Here is a 17966-nt window from a genome sequence, read left to right as displayed (position 1 = left end):
GTTCGCGTCGGAATCTACCATGACGTCACATTTCGGAGAGAGGCAACTTCGTCGTGTGGATGAAGTGCCGACTCGGCGAGAGTTTCTCAGGACAAAGCAAACCCGATCATGGCGAAAAAGACTATTGCGGACGTCGATGTTTCTCACAAAGCGGTGTTGATGCGGTGTGACTTCAATGTTCCCCTCGACGACCAACTTCATATCACCGACGATCGACGCATCACCGAAGCCCTTCCATCGATCCAATCGGTGCTGAAGCGTGGCGGTCGGGTGATTCTGATGAGCCACCTGGGACGGCCGGAAGGAAAAGATCCGGCAGAAGACGCAAAGTACAGCTTGAAACCCGTCGCTCAGCGATTGCAAGAACTACTCGGCTGCCCCGTTCACTTTGCCTCAGATACCGTCGGAGATGATGCCAAGGCGAAATCAAAAACGTTGAAAAACAACGAAGTCCTGCTGCTCGAAAACGTACGGTTCAACAAGGGCGAAAAAAAGGGCGATCCAGAATACGCCGCCGTCTTGGCCGCGATGGGCGATGTCTACTGCAACGACGCGTTCGGTACCTGCCATCGAACGGAAGGGTCCATGGTCGCTGTCCCCAACGCGATGGCCGGTAAGCCCAAAGTGTGCGGATTTCTTGTCGAGAAGGAAATTGCCTTCTTGTCGGACGCCATCGCCGACCCCGTTCGTCCGTTTGTGGCGATCGTTGGCGGCGCCAAAGTCTCGGACAAAATCAACGTCATTCAGAACCTGCTGTCGATCTGCGACAAGGTTCTCATCGGCGGCGCCATGGCTTACACGTTCTCGCTGGCGAAAGGGGGCTCTGTCGGTCGCAGCCGCGTAGAAAAGGACAAAGTCGAGCTGGCGAAAGAGTTGATCGCCACAGGTGGAGACAAGCTGTTGCTGCCGCTCGACACGCATTGTGGCGACGACTTCAAATCGACCTGCAACAAGCAGATCGTGCCCGCAGGAAAGATTCCCGATGAAGGCGGCTGGGAAGGATTCGATATCGGTCCCGCGACCATCGCTAAATACAGCGAAGTGATCAAGTCGTCGAAGACGGTCGTTTGGAACGGACCGATGGGCGTCTTCGAAATGCCGCCTTTCGACGCGGGCACACGCGCGATCGCCGACGCAATCGTCGCCAGCGGAGCGACCAGCATCATTGGCGGTGGCGACAGCGCGGCCGCGATTCAGGAATTCGGTTTGGCTGACAAGGTGACGCACGTGAGCACCGGCGGCGGCGCCAGCCTCGAAATGCTCGAAGGTAAGAAGTTCGTCGCCGTCGAGTTGCTCGACGACAAGTAACTTCGACGACCGACCAGCGCAGTGCTTGTTTTTGTGAATGGGGTCGTGCCGAACGGCCCCATTTGCATTTGTGAACGCGAGTTTGCCGAGCGTATCGATTGTATCGACCCGATTGTGGCGACTGTCGGAATGTCCACCCGATCTTTTCTGAAATCATGTACTAAACTGGATCGTACCGGTTGAACTGCTAGTCCCTCAGACAGATCGCGAGAGTTTCATGAACGCCCCGGACCCCTGGAGCCGACCTAGTGTCAAAGATCTGCGCGCCGTCCTCGAGAGCATCGAGCGACTCGACGTGCAAAATCTGCGAACTCAAGAACGAATTGAACTGACCGTTCCGGCCGAGATCACGACGGCACGGGGCAACACCGTGCCCGCAATGACGCGCGAGATCAGCCGATTTGGAATCGGCCTTCTTCATCGCGGTTCAATTTCGCTGGGCGAAGTGACTGTCAAGATGGCCAGCGAATCGCGCGAGTACTGTTACCGCGTTGCCGTGGAATGGTGTATGCCCTGCGAAAATGGCATGTTCATGAGCGGTGGTCGCTTTCTGAGTAAGCCGAATGCGATGGGCGGCGCGGACGAATAATTGCCTGATCAGTCGGCCATCAGGAATAACACCAGGGTGGTAACCGCGTTCACCATCCCGTGCGTAATCATGCATGGGACGAGTGATCCGCGCCATTCGCGAACCGTAGCGAGCACCATCGCGATCGTCATCAGGATGGGGATGCCAAACAGTCCTTGCGGATGAATGGCGGCGAAGATGAAGCTACTGAACAGCATCGCGAAGATCATTCGGCGCGATGAGCCTGGTCGTGATCCGCTATCGCGCAAATGCCGGTACAGCACACCGCGAAACATGATTTCTTCAGGGACGGCTGCGAAGACTGCCACGAACATGAGTTGCATTCGCATGGTCCAATTGCCACGCAAAATCGGCTCGACGATGGGATGAATGGGCGTCGCGGCCGAATCGCCCGGGGGCGCGAACTGGTTCGAGACTTTCATTAGGACCAGTGTCATCACCATCGCGCACCCTAGCAGCGGCAGTGCGGCAAGGTAACTACCCACTCCGACCAAGGGCGGCGTCCAGGCAGGAGTATCCCAGTACAAACCGAGATCGGTTCGCACATCTCTCCAACGGGTGCCCCGCATCACCGGCCAGGCCAATGCACCCAGTCCACCAATCATCGGAATGAGGATTGTGGTCATTCCCAGGTTTTCCAAATGCAGATTCGAAATCGCGAATGATAGTGCGACATACATCACTAACCAAACTGCAAATGTCTCGGCGTAGATCGCCTGCTCGCCGCGAAGGCTTCCAATGCCTCGAGATAATCGCCCCGCGAGGACAAAGCCCCACCAGGTCAGCAGCAAGACCGATCCGATGACGACCGCCGCGATGCCTGTCCCGAAGACACACAACAGCGCTACGAAGGTGCGTCGCGCTTGACCGAGTAATTGCGTTCGACCTTCCACATCAGGCGATTCCGGCGGCAACAGGGCGAGTTGACCTGACCATCCCAGTCTCTCCGGCAGTACCGTCTCGATCTCGCGCCGCTCGTCTTCAGGCCAATCGACTTTCAGGTCTTCATTTTCTGATCGAGCCACAAGCAACTTCTCAAGCAATCGAATCAATTGCTGATCCGATTCGCTCGCCCGTTCGATCATTGTGGCATCACGGTCGCGAAGTTCATCCAGTGCCTTGAGACCTTCTTTCGCTCCTGTCACTTCCCCGATCAAGACCGGTCCGATCAACTGCTGCCGCAACGTGCCGCTACTGAAGGCGGCGACCACCTGATCACGAAGACTCTCGATCGGAATGAGCCCCAGGCTCCGGGCGCCCAGCAGGTATTTCGCCTGCAACTCTTGCATCACCAGTGACGCGTCATCCGTCTCCTCATGCCGCGATGAATTGCGAGGCAAGATGAGAAAGGCGATTGTCGAAATGATCACCAGCCACGCGATCCAGGCAGTACGGGGGCCCCTTGGGCGTTCGCGTGATGTCATAATTTCGAGTGACGATCGCTCGCCGACCGATTCGTCAAATGCGTGTTCGTTCATTGGCGCTCCGAAAGTCGCTTCCTTCGTGCGCAACGAGTTGGTCACGCGAGTCCATTCTAGGCAAAGCAACGCAATTATACGCGATGTAGCCCGGAATCGACTCCGCTGCAACCATGATTTCAGACGGATTCGACGTCAAATCGGTCAATCGGCCGCCCCGGTTCAAGTCGGTTGAGTCAAACCCGTTTCTCTCGACCGATGCTTGCTCTGTTGTTGGATCGAACCGCACCGCAAAGTACGATCGTGAACATGAATGGAAACAAAGATGAATGTGCGCGTCAATCGGAGCGACAACGACATGAATGGATCGAAACGAACTTGCTTCAATGTGTTGGCCGCTTCAATCTGCCTGCTGCTTTTCACCTGGGGCGGGCGGCTGCCGCGTCTCCATGCTGCGCCGCCCAACATCATTGTCATCATTACCGATGATCAAGGTTACGGAGACTTTTCGTGTCATGGAAATCCGGTTCTCAAGACACCGCATCTCGATCGTCTTCATGACGAGGGCGTCCGATTTCTGGATTTTCATGTCAGCCCGACCTGCGCGCCGACTCGATCCGCAATCATGACCGGCCGGCACGAATTTCGAAATGGCGTTACGCACACCATCCTCGAACGCGAACGGCTCACGCTGACGGCGACGACACTGCCCCAGGTGTTGAAGACTGTCGGGTACACGACAGGCATCTTTGGAAAGTGGCATCTGGGGGACGAACCCGCCTACCGTCCCGGCCAGCGAGGATTTGATGAAACGTTTATTCACGGCGGCGGTGGAATTGGGCAGACCTATCCAGGTAGTTGCGGCGATGCACCGGGAAATACGTACTTCGATCCAGCCATCATGCACAATGGCATGTTTGAGAAAACACAAGGCTATTGCACAGATGTCTTCTTCGGGCAAGCAATGACCTGGATCAATACGGTCAAAGGGCGGCAGCCGTTCTTTTGTTACATCGCGACCAATGCCCCACACGGTCCCCTGCAGGTCCGGCCCGAAGATGAACAGCGATATCGGGGCAAGGTTGCCGATTCCAATGTGGCCAAGTTCTTCGGAATGATCTCCAACATCGATGACAACGTCGGACGTCTGCTGGCCAAACTGACGGATTGGGGGATCGAACGTGAGACCCTGGTTGTCTTCATGAACGACAACGGGGGAACCGTGGGAGTTGCGATTCACAACGCAGGCATGCGGGGCCAAAAAGGAACGCCCTGGCTTGGGGGGACCCGAGCCGCCTCATTCTGGCGCTGGCCCGGAACTCTGAAGCCGGTCGATGTCCGTTCGCCCTGTGCGCATCTCGACGTCTTTCCAACGATTGCGGAAATTGCCGAGATCAAACTCGACGGACACCTTGCGACTCAAGTGGAAGGACGCAGCCTGATGCCCTTGTTGCAACAACTGAATAGCGACTGGCCCGATCGAACCTTGTTCACGCATGTGGGACGCTGGCCAAAGGGGGCCGATCCGAACGAGTTCAAGTTTCGCAATTGCAGCGTGAGGACACCGCGCTGGCACATGGTGCGCGCGGGAGACCAAACCCAGGATCGCTGGCAGTTGTTCGATTTGATCAGCGATCCCGGCGAGCAGACCGATGTTGCGGCAACGCACCCGCAGCAGGTCGCTCAACTTGATCAGGAATATGATCAATGGTGGGAATCGGTACAATCACAACTCGTCAATGAAAAAGCTGTCGGTCCAGAGATCAACCCGTTTAAGGCCGAATACCAGAAGCAGTTCGGAATCGAGCCGGGGAAATGAATCGTCAGGGAACGCGCCCTTCCCTTGCGGGCATCGAGCACACAAAATACCCCCAACGAGACATTGTTCCACACGTGAGAGATCTGAATTGTCCACGCCTGATGAAACTGTAATTTCGAGCGTCCATGGTCTGATTGGTGATGAGGGGTTTCGCCGGTTGGTCGGTGCCTTTTATCGTCGTGTTCCAGCGGACGATATTCTGAGTGCCATGTACCCCGCGCATGATTTGGCCGGGGCGGAAGATCGCCTCTGCAGCTTTTTGATCTTTCGGTTCGGTGGCCCGGATCGCTATCTGAACGAGCGTGGTCACCCCAAGCTACGCATGCGTCACGCGCCATTTATCGTGAATCAGGCCGCACGCGATCGCTGGGTCCAGCTCATGAATCAGGCCCTGGACGAGGCTCAATTGCCGACCGCCGCAGTCGCGATCATTCAGCCGTTCCTGGCGGATGTCGCCACGTTTCTGATCAATCGAAATTCAGGCCCGGCACTGATCTCGTGACGTCCGATTGAGGATCGAGACGATCCAGGGACCTCGATGTGTGGAACGGAGACCACCGCCATGAAAGTTCAATTCGGAGCCAGCCGTCTGGAGTTGGTCCAGGACGATATCACTCGCCAAATTGTCGATGCGATCGTCAACGCGGCAAATACGGACCTGGCCGGTGGGGGAGGCGTCGACGGAGCCATTCATCGCATTGCAGGGCCGAGCGTGATGGAAGAAACCCGCATTCGCTATCCGCTCGGCTGCCCCGCGGGCGACGCCGTGGTCTCGTCGGCGGGGGAACTTCGCGCGAAGTTCATTTTCCATGCCGTCGGCCCCGTCTGGCGAGGCGGACAACAACGTGAGACCGAATTGCTACGGTCGTGCTTCCGTCGCTGTTTGGAACTGGCAGAAAAACACGAATGCGATAGCATCGCGTTCCCCGCGATCAGCACCGGCGTCTATCGATTTCCCGTCGATCTTGCGGCCGAAAACTCGCTCGATGAAATTCGCAAATCGTTCACGACGCTTGTCAGGCCGAAACTGGTGCGGATGGTGCTGTTCGACGCAGGAATCTATGGCGCCTTTGCACGCGTCCTGGAATCGTTCGTCATCGGCTGATCGCGAGGTCTACCCCCCGCGATCAGCATCAAACGAATTTCAAACTATCGCTTGGGACGATAAGAGTGAGTTGCCTGTCCGTAGACACTCTCGGCGGCTTCCATAATCGTTTCGCTCAGTGTGGGATGGGCGTGAATCGTCTCGGCTAGATCGCGTGCGACCGCCGCCGTTTCGACCGCCAAGGTCGCTTCGGCGATCATTTCACCGGCGCCGACACCCACGATTCCGACTCCCAGAATTCGCTCTGTCTTGGGGTCAACGATCAGCTTGGTGAGTCCTTCATTCCGAGCGAGCGTAATCGCTCGTCCTGACGCGGCCCACGAGAATTTCACCACCTTCACTTCGCGGTTCTTGGCGATCGCTTCGGGTTCGGTCAACCCGCACCAGGCGACTTCAGGATCGGTGAAGACAACCGCAGGAATGGCAATGTTGTCGAATTCGGCCGGACCGCCCAGCATCGCTTCGACTGCAACCTTTGCCTCACGCGTGGCTTTGTGAGCCAGCATTGGCTCGCCCGCCACGTCGCCGATCGCATACAGGTTTGCAACATTCGTATGTCGTTGACGGTCGACCTTGATGAAGCCTTTTTCGTCCACGGCAACGCCGGTTGCTTCCAGGCCGAATCCCTTGCTGTTCGGCCGACGGCCGATGGCGATCAAGACGCGACTAAATGTTTGTTCGGGGGCAACTCCTTCACCCGTCAGCTTGGCGGTGATTCCATTTTTAGCCGCCTTCAGGCCATCGACCTTGGTGTTGAGATGAATGGCCGCAAACTGCTTTTCCAAACGCTTCTGCAATGGACGAACCAAATCGCGATCGGCACCTGGCAACAGTTCTTTCGTCAATTCCACAACGGTCACTTTGGAACCGAGCGCGGCATAGAACGAACCCATCTCCAGTCCGATGTAACCACCACCGACAACCAGCAGCGTCGGCGGAATGTCGGCCAGTTCCAGTGCCCCTGTCGAATCCATCACCCGTGGATCGCCAATCTGAAACGCCGGTGGCATCGCGGGCGATGATCCCGTCGCGATGATCGCCTTCTCAAACGTCAGCTTGTCGGTTTTTCCATCGGGATGCTTCAGCTCGATCGTGTTCGCGTCCAGGAATGTTCCCCGGGCGCTGATCAAGTTCACGCCGCGCAAGCGGCACAGTTCGGCCACGCCGCCCGAGAGCTTCCCGACGACCGCCGTATTCTTCCATTCGCGCAATTTGGCGAGGTCGATTTTCGGTGGTGTGAAGGTCACACCAATCTCGGCCGATTCGTGCGTTTCGTTAATCATCTTGGCGACGTGCAGCAGCGCCTTCGAAGGAATACAGCCGCGGTTCAAGCACACACCACCAGGACGCGCACCTTCGTCGACGAGTGTCACCTTCATCCCGTGGTCGGCGGCTTCAAACGCCGCTGGATATCCACCGGGGCCACCTCCAAGAACAAGTAGTTGGGTCTGCAAGTCTGCCATCTTGATTCGATCTCGATCTCTAATCGGGTGCGAGTTGTCAGGTCTCTGTGAAATGTGGTTCTTGCCGCCGGGATGAGACCCGCATGGCAAGAGACCGATAGTCTAGTGACTTTGGATTGCCGAGGCACGCGATCAGGCAATTCTACGGGACTCGGCAGGTTCGACTGTTTTTTCCGCGAGTTTTCTCACTACCAGGCTGCTGCCTTGTAACGCCTCGGTTTCTGCCGTGCCCAAGCTCTCGCCTGAGTGGCTCCAGGAATTCCTCGTTACCAAGCTCCCGCTTGGTAACGCCTCTTCACCCCTGTATTTGCATGATGCCCTGAATTTGCGTGATGCGGAGACTCGACCGTTCTCTTTTTCTTGCCGAATTTCTGGTCGTCCTCGCCGCCTTCGCCCACAATCAAGCAGTCTTAAACACCTTGGGAAGCAGCGGGTTGATTTTTCCGTCCGCAGGGATCAGATCCACCAGCTTTTTCACGATGTCGTCAGGCTTGATCCCTTCGGCCTCGGCATTGAAATTCGTCAGGATGCGATGTCGAAGCACGGGCGAAGCGACGGCCTGAACGTCTTCAATGCTGACGTACGGACGTCCATGCAAAATGGCTCGTGCTTTGGCCCCGAGCGTCAAATACTGTCCCGCTCGCGGGCCTGCTCCCCAACTGACGTACTGCTTGACGAAGTCAGGCGACTGGTCATTCTGACGAGTCAGTCGGGCCAACTGCATGGCATAGCGGATGACCGAATCCGCAACCGGAACCCGTCTCACGAGCGCCTGAAGATTCCGCCATTCTTCGTAGCTAAGCACCTTTTCAATCGCAACTGGATCGTTGAGCGTCGTCCGGCGAATGATCTCAAATTCTTCTTCTTCCGATGGATATTCGACGCGGATCTCGAACATGAACCGATCGAGCTGCGCTTCGGGCAAGGGATACGTCCCTTCCTGTTCGATCGGATTCTGCGTGGCGAGCACGAAAAACGGCTCTGGCAATTTGTGGCGTTTCCCGCCCGTGGTCACCTGGTGTTCCTGCATCGCTTCCAGAAGCGCAGCCTGAGTCTTGGGGGGCGTACGATTAATTTCGTCGGCAAGCAGAACATTGGCGAACACCGGTCCCGGGATGAATTTGAACTCCCGCTGACCGGTGGACTTGTCCTCTTGCATGACCTCGGTGCCAGTGATATCCGCCGGCATCAGGTCGGGGGTGAACTGGATTCGGTTGAACGAAAGGTTCAAAGTTTCCGAAAGTGTCCGCACCATCAACGTTTTCGCCAGGCCGGGAACCCCGACCAGGAGCGCATGGCCGCCGGCCAACATGGCGACCAGCATCTCCTCGACGACTTTCCGCTGGCCGACGATGACGCGACCGAGTTGATCCACGATCTGATTGTAGGCAGCACCCAGTCGTTCCACCGCCGCCAGATCACCGTCTGGAGGAGGAGAATCTCCGGAGTTCGTGTCATTCACGCGATTCGCTCCTGATTCAGCAAACGATGTCTGGTCGCTCGCATCCAAGTCTCGATCTGGTCACGGTCGCAAATTGCACAACGTGAAAAATCACTTTGTCTTTTGGAACGTGTAGACACCCTTGCCGGTCTGGCTGACGATCGTGAAGTAGATTTCACCCGCTTCATCTTCGCCGAAGCTCATGATGGGCAGTGCCGCACCGGTGTACGGGATTGTACGGTTCGCGACAACGGCTTTCTTCGCTTCGTCGTATTTCAACGCCCAGATGCGACCGGATACGTAGTCGGCATAGATGTAGTGGCCGACCAGTTCGGGGAACTTTTTCCCGCGATAAACATTTCCGCCTGTGATCGACTTGCCGATGTCGTGGTTGTATTCCCAGATCGGTTCGATCAATCCCGGCGATGCGGCACTGGTGCTATTCGGGGCGAATTCGTGCTTCGCTTCCCGCAGGTTCCAGCCGTAGTTTCCGCCCTTTTGAATCAGGTTGATTTCTTCCCACAAGTTCTGGCCGACATCTGCCGCCCAAAGCACACCCGTCTGTGAATCAAACGACATGCGCCAGACGTTTCGCAACCCGTAGGCGTAAATCTCGGGCTTGGCGATTGGCAGCTTGCCCGCGAAGCGATTCACGAAAGGATTGTCTTTCGGAATGCTGTAGTTCAGACCGGGGTCTTTCTTATCGACGTCAATTCGCAGGATCTTACCGAGCAGTGTTTGCAGGTTCTGTCCATTGCCGTGAGGATCGTTGCCGGCCCCGCCGTCGCCTAACGCGATGTACAGGAATCCGTCTGGCCCGAAACAGATCGTTCCCCCCTTGTGATTCCAGTAGGGGTGGGTTTCGACAATCAGTTGTTCTTCGCTATTCGGATCAGCCTTGTTCGGGTCGTCTTTCGAGACCTTGAAGCGTGAAACCACCGTCGTGTGCGGCTTTTCCTGCGTGGTGTAAAAGACGAAGAACTCGCCGTTCGTTTTGAACTTGGGATGGAACGCCATTCCCAAGAAGCCTTCTTCGTTCTCTTTGTCGATGTAAACGACCTTCTTCGACATATCCAGGAAGACGGTGGATTCCTTCGAGTCTTCCTTGAACGAGTGAATAATCCCTTGTTGCTGTGGGACGAAGATTCGTTTGGAACCGTCGCCGGCGTTGGTCACCAGAATCGGGCGCAATGGTGCGGCCTTGCCGTCGTCGGACTCTGGCTGCCAACCAGTCCACTTCAGGTTCGGAAAGGCAACAACTGGCTCGAGCTTCAGTGGCGACTCATCAATCTGGGCTCGCAAATTCCCGCATGTCAAAACCGCGAGAACAATGGCGAGTGGAACGAGGCGTTTCATCTTGGATGAATCCTGGTCAAAGGTGTAAATCCCCATGTGGCACCTGCCGGTCCGGCGCTTCACTGTGGTGGGAAGACTGAGATACCACCGCGCTTGGCTTGAAAGCAACCGTACTGGACCGAGAACAGAATTGACAGAGGGATCAAATGGGCAAGTCGGCATTGTGAAAAAAGCGTGAAATCCTTCGGATACGCACAGAATTCACCCAGATCCCCGAACAAACTTTGACGCGGTGACGTCCGATCCGATACACCTTGCCCATCGGTTGAAAAAGGGGGACTGGCTCCGCAGGTGCCTGTCCCCCTTTTTCAACACTCTGACGACAACGGTTCACAGAATGGGATAGTCCCATCATCATCGGCAATGGGTGACTTAGTTCCTCGTACCTCCAGTAATGTCGCCCACTTTCTGCCGATGAAATTGGGCTGTCCCTCTCGCTGACGCACGACCGCCTGCGTACCAGGGGGCATTGGCCTCCTGACCTCAACAGGCAATAAGCCTGACGACCTGCCCTTATCCCGCCTTGACTTGGATTCCCGTCCCATGCCGGAAATCATCCGACCGCTGCTTTCGGACCGCCCCCCTCGCCTTGCCGTCATCGACTTCGATGGAACGCTCAGCCTGATCCGATCGGGTTGGGTGGAAATCATGGTTGGAATGATGGTGGACGTCTTGCGACCGTTGCCTGGATCAACCGAGTCCGACGAAGATCTTGTCGAGTATGTCACGAATTTCGTGTTGGATATGAACGGCGGCGCGACCGTCTTTCAGATGGAATACTTCGTGGCCCGCGCCCGCGAACGCGGCGGTCACCCCGAATCGGCCGACCACTACACCCTGCAATTCCTGAAGTTGCTGGGTGCGAAAGCTGACCATCGGATCGAACAATTGAAATCGGGAGAGCTGAAGGCCGACGACCTGCTGGTCCCAGGGGCGATTGAGTTACTGTCTGATCTCCAGGCCCGCGGTGTGCAATTGACGATGGCCAGCGGCACCCCGAAAAAAATCATTCAGCGCGAATCCGAACTGCTGGGGATTGCCCACTTCTTCGAAGGTCGCATATTTGGTCCCGAAGAAGATTGGCGTGCGTTTTCGAAACTGGCCGTCATGCGCCGGACGCTGGTCGAGGCGAACGCGGAAGGTGTGGAACTGTTAGGGGTGGGTGACGGATTCGTCGAAATCGAGAACGTCAAGGAAGTCGGCGGAATCGCGATCGGCTGCGCGACAGATGAAACGCACCGCAGTGGCCAGGTCGAAGACTGGAAGCGAGCCCGTCTGATTCGAGCCGGCGCGGACCTGATCATCCCCGATTATCGCAACTGGCACAAAGTCGCAGAAATCCTGTTCCCCAGCCGCGCCTGATGGTCGCCGTTCCCAAACTCGAGTTCCCCATTTCCCTGATTTCTCCCCGTTCTTCACATTTCCTCGTTCGTTTCGTTTTTCCTCGTTACCAAGCCCCCGCTTGGTAACGCCTCTTAATTGACAGCCTCAACAGTCTATTGAAGCCATGGCGACTGGCTCCGCCCGGATGAAAAACGCCAAGAAATCCCGATGACTAAGGTGCCTGTCCGCCTTACTTTAAATCGTCTATCAATCCTTCAGTTTGAAAAAACAACAAATGGAAAAACGCCTCAACAGGGCCAGTTTCGACTTTATTCCCGCGGCGGCGTTAAAATCCCGATTCGACGTGTTCGGCCACTTCTACTCGGTGGAGCTTTCGCGAAACGAGGTCGTGGAATGCCGAAGCGTGCTGGAAATTATCGATCAGACTCTGACACCTGACGAACTGTCCGCGGTTTCAAAGCGAAAGCCAGATGTGGTGTTCGTGATGATGAACCCCGGTTCGTCTCAACCCTTGGTTGATGTCAACAATCGAATCGTTCCTGACGAGCTTCATGAGTTGCCCATTTCGCTGGTTCCGACAAAACCCGATACGACGCAGTATCAGGTGATGCGGTTGATGCACCACTGTGCCTGGCGGCATGTCAGAGTTCTGAATCTGTCGGATCTTCGCTGTTCGAAAAGCGGCGAGTTCTTTAAGCGGTACAAGGCACTGGAGGCTGACGCCTTGTTCGAGTCACATTCCGTGTTTTCGAACCAGCGTAAGAATGAACTCGGATTGAAGCTGACCACCGACAGGTCCGTCCCCGTAATCGTTGCCTGGGGCGTGAGCGCCGAACTGGATCCGCTGATCGAGCGTTGCCAATCGAGGCTCGTCAAACACAAGATGATCAAGGGCCTGCTGAAAGACGGAACCTCAAACAAATATCTTCATCCATTGCCGTCATTGCAGTCTCAGAAACTTCAATGGGTGAGGCGAATGGTGGAGCAGTTCCACGAATAGCAGGCGGATTTGACTTCGACGGGAGACGGCATCAAGATTCCCCGTTGCGCAGTTGTTTGCGGCTGCGGTCTTACTCTTGAATTGGTTTGTTCGGGTACATCGCCAGTTCGGACGCTACAGGATACCAGTCGGCCTCAATCCAGTCGTCACCAATCGGCGCAATGCGTGTGACAGTCCATCCGGCGTCACGCATCGAGTACAGCATCGAATCCGCAGCGATACTATTTGAAGAATGTATCAGAACTGGAGCAATCGCGATTTGCGTGATCAGAAAGTTTGCTGCGTCTCTTCCGTCCCCAGGGTCTGAATCATCTGGTGAATCGGTGAACAGATCGTGATCAAGGCAGATGAGATCTGGCACATTCCTCAAAGATCGATATGCGGCAATGAAATCGACAACGGATCGTGAAATGTTCAAACGGGGCCAGCCGTGACATTTCCTGCGGGCCAACGGCCCAAGCATTCTACCAGCCCAGCCCAAAGGAGACCGTAAGGGCTCCGACGGGCTGGGTGATCGCCCCAGGCATCAAGAAGGCCTGTAAGGCCGACAATTCAATCCCAGACATCTTGTTCATCGATCTCAATATGATGCCTTCGGCAAAGTTCTCGAAATTCGTCTTGAATTGAACTTCGTGCGTGCCGTTGTTCTTGTTGTTCGATGTACAGAATCACATCTTCGAGCATGGATTCGCTGACAGAGAAAGCTCTGTATCCGGATTGCCAACTAAACTGCACGACATGATGCGGTTCTCTCTTCGCCCAATTCGAAGTTTTCCTTTTGACATGCTCCACGAGCTTCACGAAATTTGGGGATATTTAACCCAGCCCGTCGGAGCCCTTGCGGCCTCCTTTGGGCTAGGCTGCTGAACTCCAGTCTATTCGCCGCCTTGCAAGGCCAGCAGGACGCGATCGATTGCCCGATTTGGACCGCTCCTTCGCCCTTGCAGGACAAGTTGTTCCGATCGCCGGTTCTCGGGGATCGATCAAAGTGATCGCACCCTGGGGCGTGTTCCCTCCACCGCGTTGTGCAAGTGGGCAGGACTGAGATCGTACGGGCTACAATAATGCACCGCGCCCAATGCTCTTCCCAGATCAACTTTGACGATGATTCCGCCCAGCAGTTCAATCTTCCCAATCGTAGTTGACCCATCGAGATTGTCGTCGGCAATCACCATCGATCCAGACAGCATGATCATCCATGTACAGGCCGGGGATTGGCTCAATTTCTCGCGGCAAAGGAAGGGGTTGGTCTCGTCGGTGTATTCTGGGAATTTTTAATGAACCGGGAAATGTGCCTGTCCACCTTCTCTTTGAACGGTGCACGGGCACGGAGCGGCGTCACACTCCGGCCTCAGGAATCGCCTTGCTGGGGTTGGAAAATGCGACGGCACCGAATGAGGCGAGCATGACGCAGGTCACAGCCAACCATTGAGTGCCGTTTAAATATTCGTGGAGAAGAATCATTCCTGACAGAGACGCGACGGCGGGCTCCATGCTCATCAAGATTCCGAATGTTCGCACAGGCATGGCTTTGAGCGCGATCATTTCCAGGGAATAGGGAACCGCGCTCGAGAGGACCGCAACCGCCAGCGCGGTCGGCCAGTACTGCGTGTTCATCAATGTGGATCCGGTCGTCATGACGCCGAGTGGTGTAATGGCCAGAGCCGCGGCCAGCATGCCGATTGACGCGACAGTGCCGCTACCCGCTGTGGCTCCGGCTTTCTGACCGATCACAATGTACAACGCCCAGCATGCCGCGGCACACAAGGCATACAAAATCCCCTGCCACGGTAACGCGGTACCGGTATCGGCCTTGGGAAGCAGGATGATCACCCCTGCAATGGCCAACGTGATCCAGAGGAAATCGAGCTTTCGGCGCGATGAACAGACGGCCACGGCCAACGGTCCCATGAATTCAAGGGCGACTGCGATGCCAAGCGGGAGAGAGAGAAGGGCCGAACAGAAGAAGAGGTTCATGCTTCCCAGGGTTAGACCGTATAAGCCGATCACGGTGAGCGAACGTCTGGATAATCGTTCTCGCCACGGACGGCAAACGAGGCAGAGAATGAGGCTCGCGAAGCAGAGCCTGAGCGTGGCAGTGCCCGCTGCTCCCAGCGACGGTAGGAGTTGTTTGGCAATGGCGGCACCCGCTTGAAGCGAAATCATGGCCGACATCAGCAGGGCGACTGGAAACCAGATGGTGCGAGTCATGTGGGGTGTGGAATTGATCATAAAGACGGGGTCGAGAGCTTGGGGACGCAGATGGTTTTGGGATGGTACGCGGAATTTCCCCGAAGAAACAGACGGTGGCGGTCCGCAGCAACACGGGCCGGGCGACCGTACGACATCCCCTCGACGGGATTGATTTCGGTTGTCCTTCGCTGCAACGCCGTGAACGATTTTTTCGTTTCCGGCCTGAAGATCCCGAATTGATTGTCCTGTCATGAATTCAGGCGAGCAGCGAAGCGCTTTCGGATCTCCGGGCGTTGGAAATTGATCCGTGTCTGTCATTTCAAAGCGAATGAGCCGAGAGTTAACGCTTCTCGGCTCGCCGCGTCCCTCTCTTCAATGGTGCCGAAAGCCCAACCCAAAACTCATTCACGGCGGACGGCGAGTGCCAAGCTCTCGCTGCTCTCGCTTGGGAGCGTTGACTTTCATCGGAAGTGTGTGCGACGGGCCCAGACCATTTTCCTGGCCGACGTGAAACGTGAGCACATGAAGCGTTACCAAGCGGGAGCTTGGTAACGAGGGATGCGGGAACGTGGGGAATTGGGCAGATGGATCGCCCTCACAGTGCGCGTTAATCCGAGGCGCGCGAAGGTGCGGAGGTGGTGTTTTTTTAGCCACCACCAGAGACACAAGCAACTATCGTGGCAAACGTACAGAAGGGTAATTCCTAGGCGTTTTTCCCTAGATGGCATCAGGGTCATGACGCCAAATGCTGAGGTCGTTTTTCCGTGTCTCCCTACTCCATGAAACCGACGAAGATTCTGTTATTCAATGCCGACGATGTCTCCGAAGTTCCATGTATCAAATGAGTTGCTCGCATCGTGGCTTTGATGGCACCAAACGATGTGCTGAATGTGTCTGCGATTTTCCGCAAAAATGACTGGAACAGCTCAATTCATGTGCTAGACAACGTAATAGACCAAAGTGGGGCCGAAAAGTTTTCAGCGAACGTAAGAAAAACTCATGGACGCTACCGCTTCATTCTGCGACAGGACCTCCACCGACGCTTCGCCACGGAAACTGGTCGCATTCGAACTGCTACTTGCATTGCCGGGTCTTCGATCCGTCGCCCGCGTCGTGACGCGCGCGGCTCGGACCGATGCAACGACGTTCGTCATTGGTGAAAGTGGAACAGGTAAGGAACTTGTCGCACAGGCGATTCACGAACAGAGCGACCGATCACACATGCCGTTTATTCGATTGAACCTGGCTGCGGTCCCGACGGAACTGGCCGAGACGATCCTGTTCGGTCACCAGAAAGGGGCATTCACCGGGGCGTCCCATGCCTCGCTCGGGTATTGTCGCAGCGCCAACGGAGGAACCTTATTTCTGGATGAAATTGCCGAGGCGGATTTGTGCCTGCAAGCCAAGCTGCTCCGGTTCTTACAGAGCGGTGAAATACAGCCGGTTGGGGCTCACACCGTAACAACCTCCGATGTCCGAGTCGTCGCCGCCACGAATGGTGATCTGGGACGGGCCATTCAAAACAAGCGATTTCGCGAGGACTTGTTCTATCGCTTGAACGTGATCCAGATCGAGATTCCGGCGTTACGAGACCGTACCTGCGACATCGATCCTTTGATCAATCTGTTCCTGCACGACTTCAACAGCAGGTATGGACGGCACTGTGTGATCACCGATGCGGTACGCGAACGGTTTCGTGCCGCAGAATGGCCCGGCAACGTCCGGCAGCTCAAGTCGGCGATCGAAAGTCTCGTCGTGCTCGCGGAGCACGATCTGATTGGAATTCAGGACTTGTCCCCAAAACTCGTATCCCAGATCGGGACCAGGACTACTGAGTCCTCGGCCACGGATGAAGGAATCAAAGAGATCGACCGGTGGACGTACCATCTGGTCCATTCGATTTTACAACAGACGGGCGGCAATGTGTCGGCCGCCGCACAGCGACTAGGGATCAGTAAGGCGACCCTCTACCGCTGGCTCAAAAAACATCGCCTCTCGTAATTGGATTCGGCCGCCCCCTGGCCCTGGCGCTGTTCGCGAAGTGAAGTGGCTGCACATTGTCTGACGTATCGAGTTATGGATGTTCATTTGAACCATCACCACTCGCCATCGATCAGTTGCATCCCATCAATGGCATCCTTCACCGGTCGAACAGCCATCTCGTCAACGCAATGTTACCGTGGAGGATAAATGGTAGAGCATGCACAAATCGCGATTGGAACTGAGATCGTCGGCGGCGAGATCACTTCGCAATTCAGCAACGGCGAATGGCACATTCAACTCGATAGCGGCGATGGCCGTGTGATTCACGTCAGCCACATCGATCGACGAGCTGGCATTCTAAAAGCCTTGTGCCGCGCTTGTGGTTTTGATGCCTGGTTAATTCAGTCGGCCGCGACATCCGACGTCACCTCGTCCGAGCTGTTGACGTAACGAAAGGGTCTACGTGACACGCAACAGGATCACCCCTCGTCCCTCGTTGACGCGATCCTGTCCCGTATCGACCAAATGCGGCATTGCGACAATGGGGGCATCTCGACAACGCAACCGTTCACAGGCCGGAGGCTGGCTTATTTTCCTGCGGTAAAGGGATGGACTATCCTAGTCGATGGACTGTGGATTCCAGTCGAGCCGGGAAAATGTGCCTGTCTCCCCCTCTTTGGGCTGTGAACGGTTATCTCGACAATGCATCTTCCAAACGATTGGAAGATTGAATCATATTGGTGCTGACGTGGCTGGCCCAGCTCTTATGATAGGGAAGTATTCAAAGGAGGGGGGGCTCGCGGGCGACTTCTTGAACCAGGGCGATCCCTTCGTTGAATTGAAAACGGCGAGGACGATACCGGCTAAACGAGTGTTCGTAATCGATCACAGGCCGGGGACTGGCTCATTTCCCGCGGTAAAGGAAAGGCTTGCCCTAGTCGATGCAC

General features: G+C 55.9%; 16 protein-coding genes. 9 read left to right on the top strand and 7 right to left on the bottom strand.

Annotated features, from left to right (window positions below; genetic code table 11):
* The first annotated feature begins 108 nt into the window (after positions 1-108).
* Positions 109-1308, top strand: coding sequence for a phosphoglycerate kinase (locus tag OSO_RS0105330; protein ID WP_010582453.1), 1200 nt, complete (start codon positions 109-111; stop codon positions 1306-1308).
* 217 nt (positions 1309-1525) lie between these two features.
* Positions 1526-1897, top strand: coding sequence for a PilZ domain-containing protein (locus tag OSO_RS0105325; protein WP_010582452.1), 372 nt, complete (start codon positions 1526-1528; stop codon positions 1895-1897).
* Between the two features lie 8 nt (positions 1898-1905).
* Here OSO_RS0105325 and OSO_RS0105320 read toward each other — a convergent pair whose 3' ends face one another.
* Positions 1906-3375 carry a CPBP family intramembrane glutamic endopeptidase gene (locus OSO_RS0105320; RefSeq protein WP_010582451.1) on the bottom strand — a complete coding sequence of 490 codons (1470 nt, stop codon included), beginning with the start codon at positions 3373-3375 and terminating at the stop codon, positions 1906-1908.
* A gap of 265 nt (positions 3376-3640) precedes the next feature.
* On the opposite strand from OSO_RS0105320, the gene OSO_RS0105310 reads away from it, so the two are divergent.
* The 3 genes from OSO_RS0105310 (at position 3641) to OSO_RS0105300 (ending at position 6239) form a co-directional block, all read left to right on the top strand.
* Complete coding sequence (locus OSO_RS0105310) at positions 3641-5134, top strand: arylsulfatase (RefSeq protein ID WP_010582449.1); 1494 nt, start codon at positions 3641-3643, stop codon at positions 5132-5134.
* 88 nt (positions 5135-5222) lie between these two features.
* Positions 5223-5636: a globin domain-containing protein gene (locus OSO_RS0105305; RefSeq protein ID WP_010582448.1), complete on the top strand. Its 414-nt coding sequence runs from the start codon at positions 5223-5225 to the stop codon at positions 5634-5636.
* 60 nt (positions 5637-5696) lie between these two features.
* The gene (locus tag OSO_RS0105300) at positions 5697-6239 is read left to right on the top strand and encodes a macro domain-containing protein (RefSeq protein ID WP_040591972.1); all 543 of its coding nucleotides are present in this window, start codon (positions 5697-5699) and stop codon (positions 6237-6239) included.
* 44 nt (positions 6240-6283) lie between these two features.
* On the opposite strand, the gene lpdA is transcribed toward OSO_RS0105300, so the two are convergent.
* From lpdA to OSO_RS0105285, 3 genes are all read right to left on the bottom strand, one after another.
* Positions 6284-7702 carry a dihydrolipoyl dehydrogenase gene (lpdA, locus tag OSO_RS0105295; protein ID WP_010582446.1) on the bottom strand — a complete coding sequence of 473 codons (1419 nt, stop codon included), beginning with the start codon at positions 7700-7702 and terminating at the stop codon, positions 6284-6286.
* 400 nt (positions 7703-8102) lie between these two features.
* On the bottom strand, positions 8103-9164 hold the full coding sequence (locus OSO_RS0105290; protein WP_040591970.1) for an AAA family ATPase: 1062 nt from the start codon (positions 9162-9164) through the stop codon (positions 8103-8105).
* Positions 9165-9254: 90 nt separating this feature from the next.
* Complete coding sequence (locus OSO_RS0105285) at positions 9255-10499, bottom strand: PQQ-dependent sugar dehydrogenase (RefSeq protein ID WP_193378328.1); 1245 nt, start codon at positions 10497-10499, stop codon at positions 9255-9257.
* Positions 10500-11042: 543 nt separating this feature from the next.
* On the opposite strand from OSO_RS0105285, the gene OSO_RS42250 reads away from it, so the two are divergent.
* Entirely contained in the window at positions 11043-11861 is an 819-nt protein-coding gene (locus OSO_RS42250; protein ID WP_010582443.1) for an HAD family hydrolase, read from the top strand.
* A 256-nt stretch (positions 11862-12117) separates the two neighbouring features.
* Positions 12118-12843, top strand: a complete 726-nt coding sequence (locus OSO_RS0105270) for a hypothetical protein (RefSeq protein ID WP_010582442.1) — start codon at positions 12118-12120, stop codon at positions 12841-12843.
* Positions 12844-12913: 70 nt separating this feature from the next.
* Here OSO_RS0105270 and OSO_RS52500 read toward each other — a convergent pair whose 3' ends face one another.
* From OSO_RS52500 to OSO_RS0105245, 3 genes are all read right to left on the bottom strand, one after another.
* A complete protein-coding gene (locus OSO_RS52500; RefSeq protein ID WP_029246673.1) occupies positions 12914-13306 on the bottom strand; it encodes a cyclic-phosphate processing receiver domain-containing protein in 393 nt (130 codons plus the stop codon).
* 89 nt (positions 13307-13395) lie between these two features.
* Entirely contained in the window at positions 13396-13635 is a 240-nt protein-coding gene (locus OSO_RS52495; RefSeq protein WP_157605045.1) for a transposase, read from the bottom strand.
* Positions 13636-14181: 546 nt separating this feature from the next.
* A complete protein-coding gene (locus tag OSO_RS0105245; RefSeq protein WP_010582439.1) occupies positions 14182-15054 on the bottom strand; it encodes an EamA family transporter in 873 nt (290 codons plus the stop codon).
* 981 nt (positions 15055-16035) lie between these two features.
* On the opposite strand from OSO_RS0105245, the gene OSO_RS42240 reads away from it, so the two are divergent.
* Positions 16036-17037, top strand: coding sequence for a sigma-54 interaction domain-containing protein (locus OSO_RS42240; RefSeq protein ID WP_010582438.1), 1002 nt, complete (start codon positions 16036-16038; stop codon positions 17035-17037).
* 189 nt (positions 17038-17226) lie between these two features.
* Positions 17227-17469, top strand: a complete 243-nt coding sequence (locus OSO_RS0105230; protein WP_010582437.1) for a hypothetical protein — start codon at positions 17227-17229, stop codon at positions 17467-17469.
* The last annotated feature ends 497 nt before the right edge of the window (positions 17470-17966 follow it).

Origin of the sequence: Schlesneria paludicola DSM 18645 (assembly GCF_000255655.1) — a bacterium.
Lineage (GTDB): Bacteria > Planctomycetota > Planctomycetia > Planctomycetales > Planctomycetaceae > Schlesneria > Schlesneria paludicola.
This window is presented reverse-complemented; position numbering and strand designations above follow the sequence as displayed.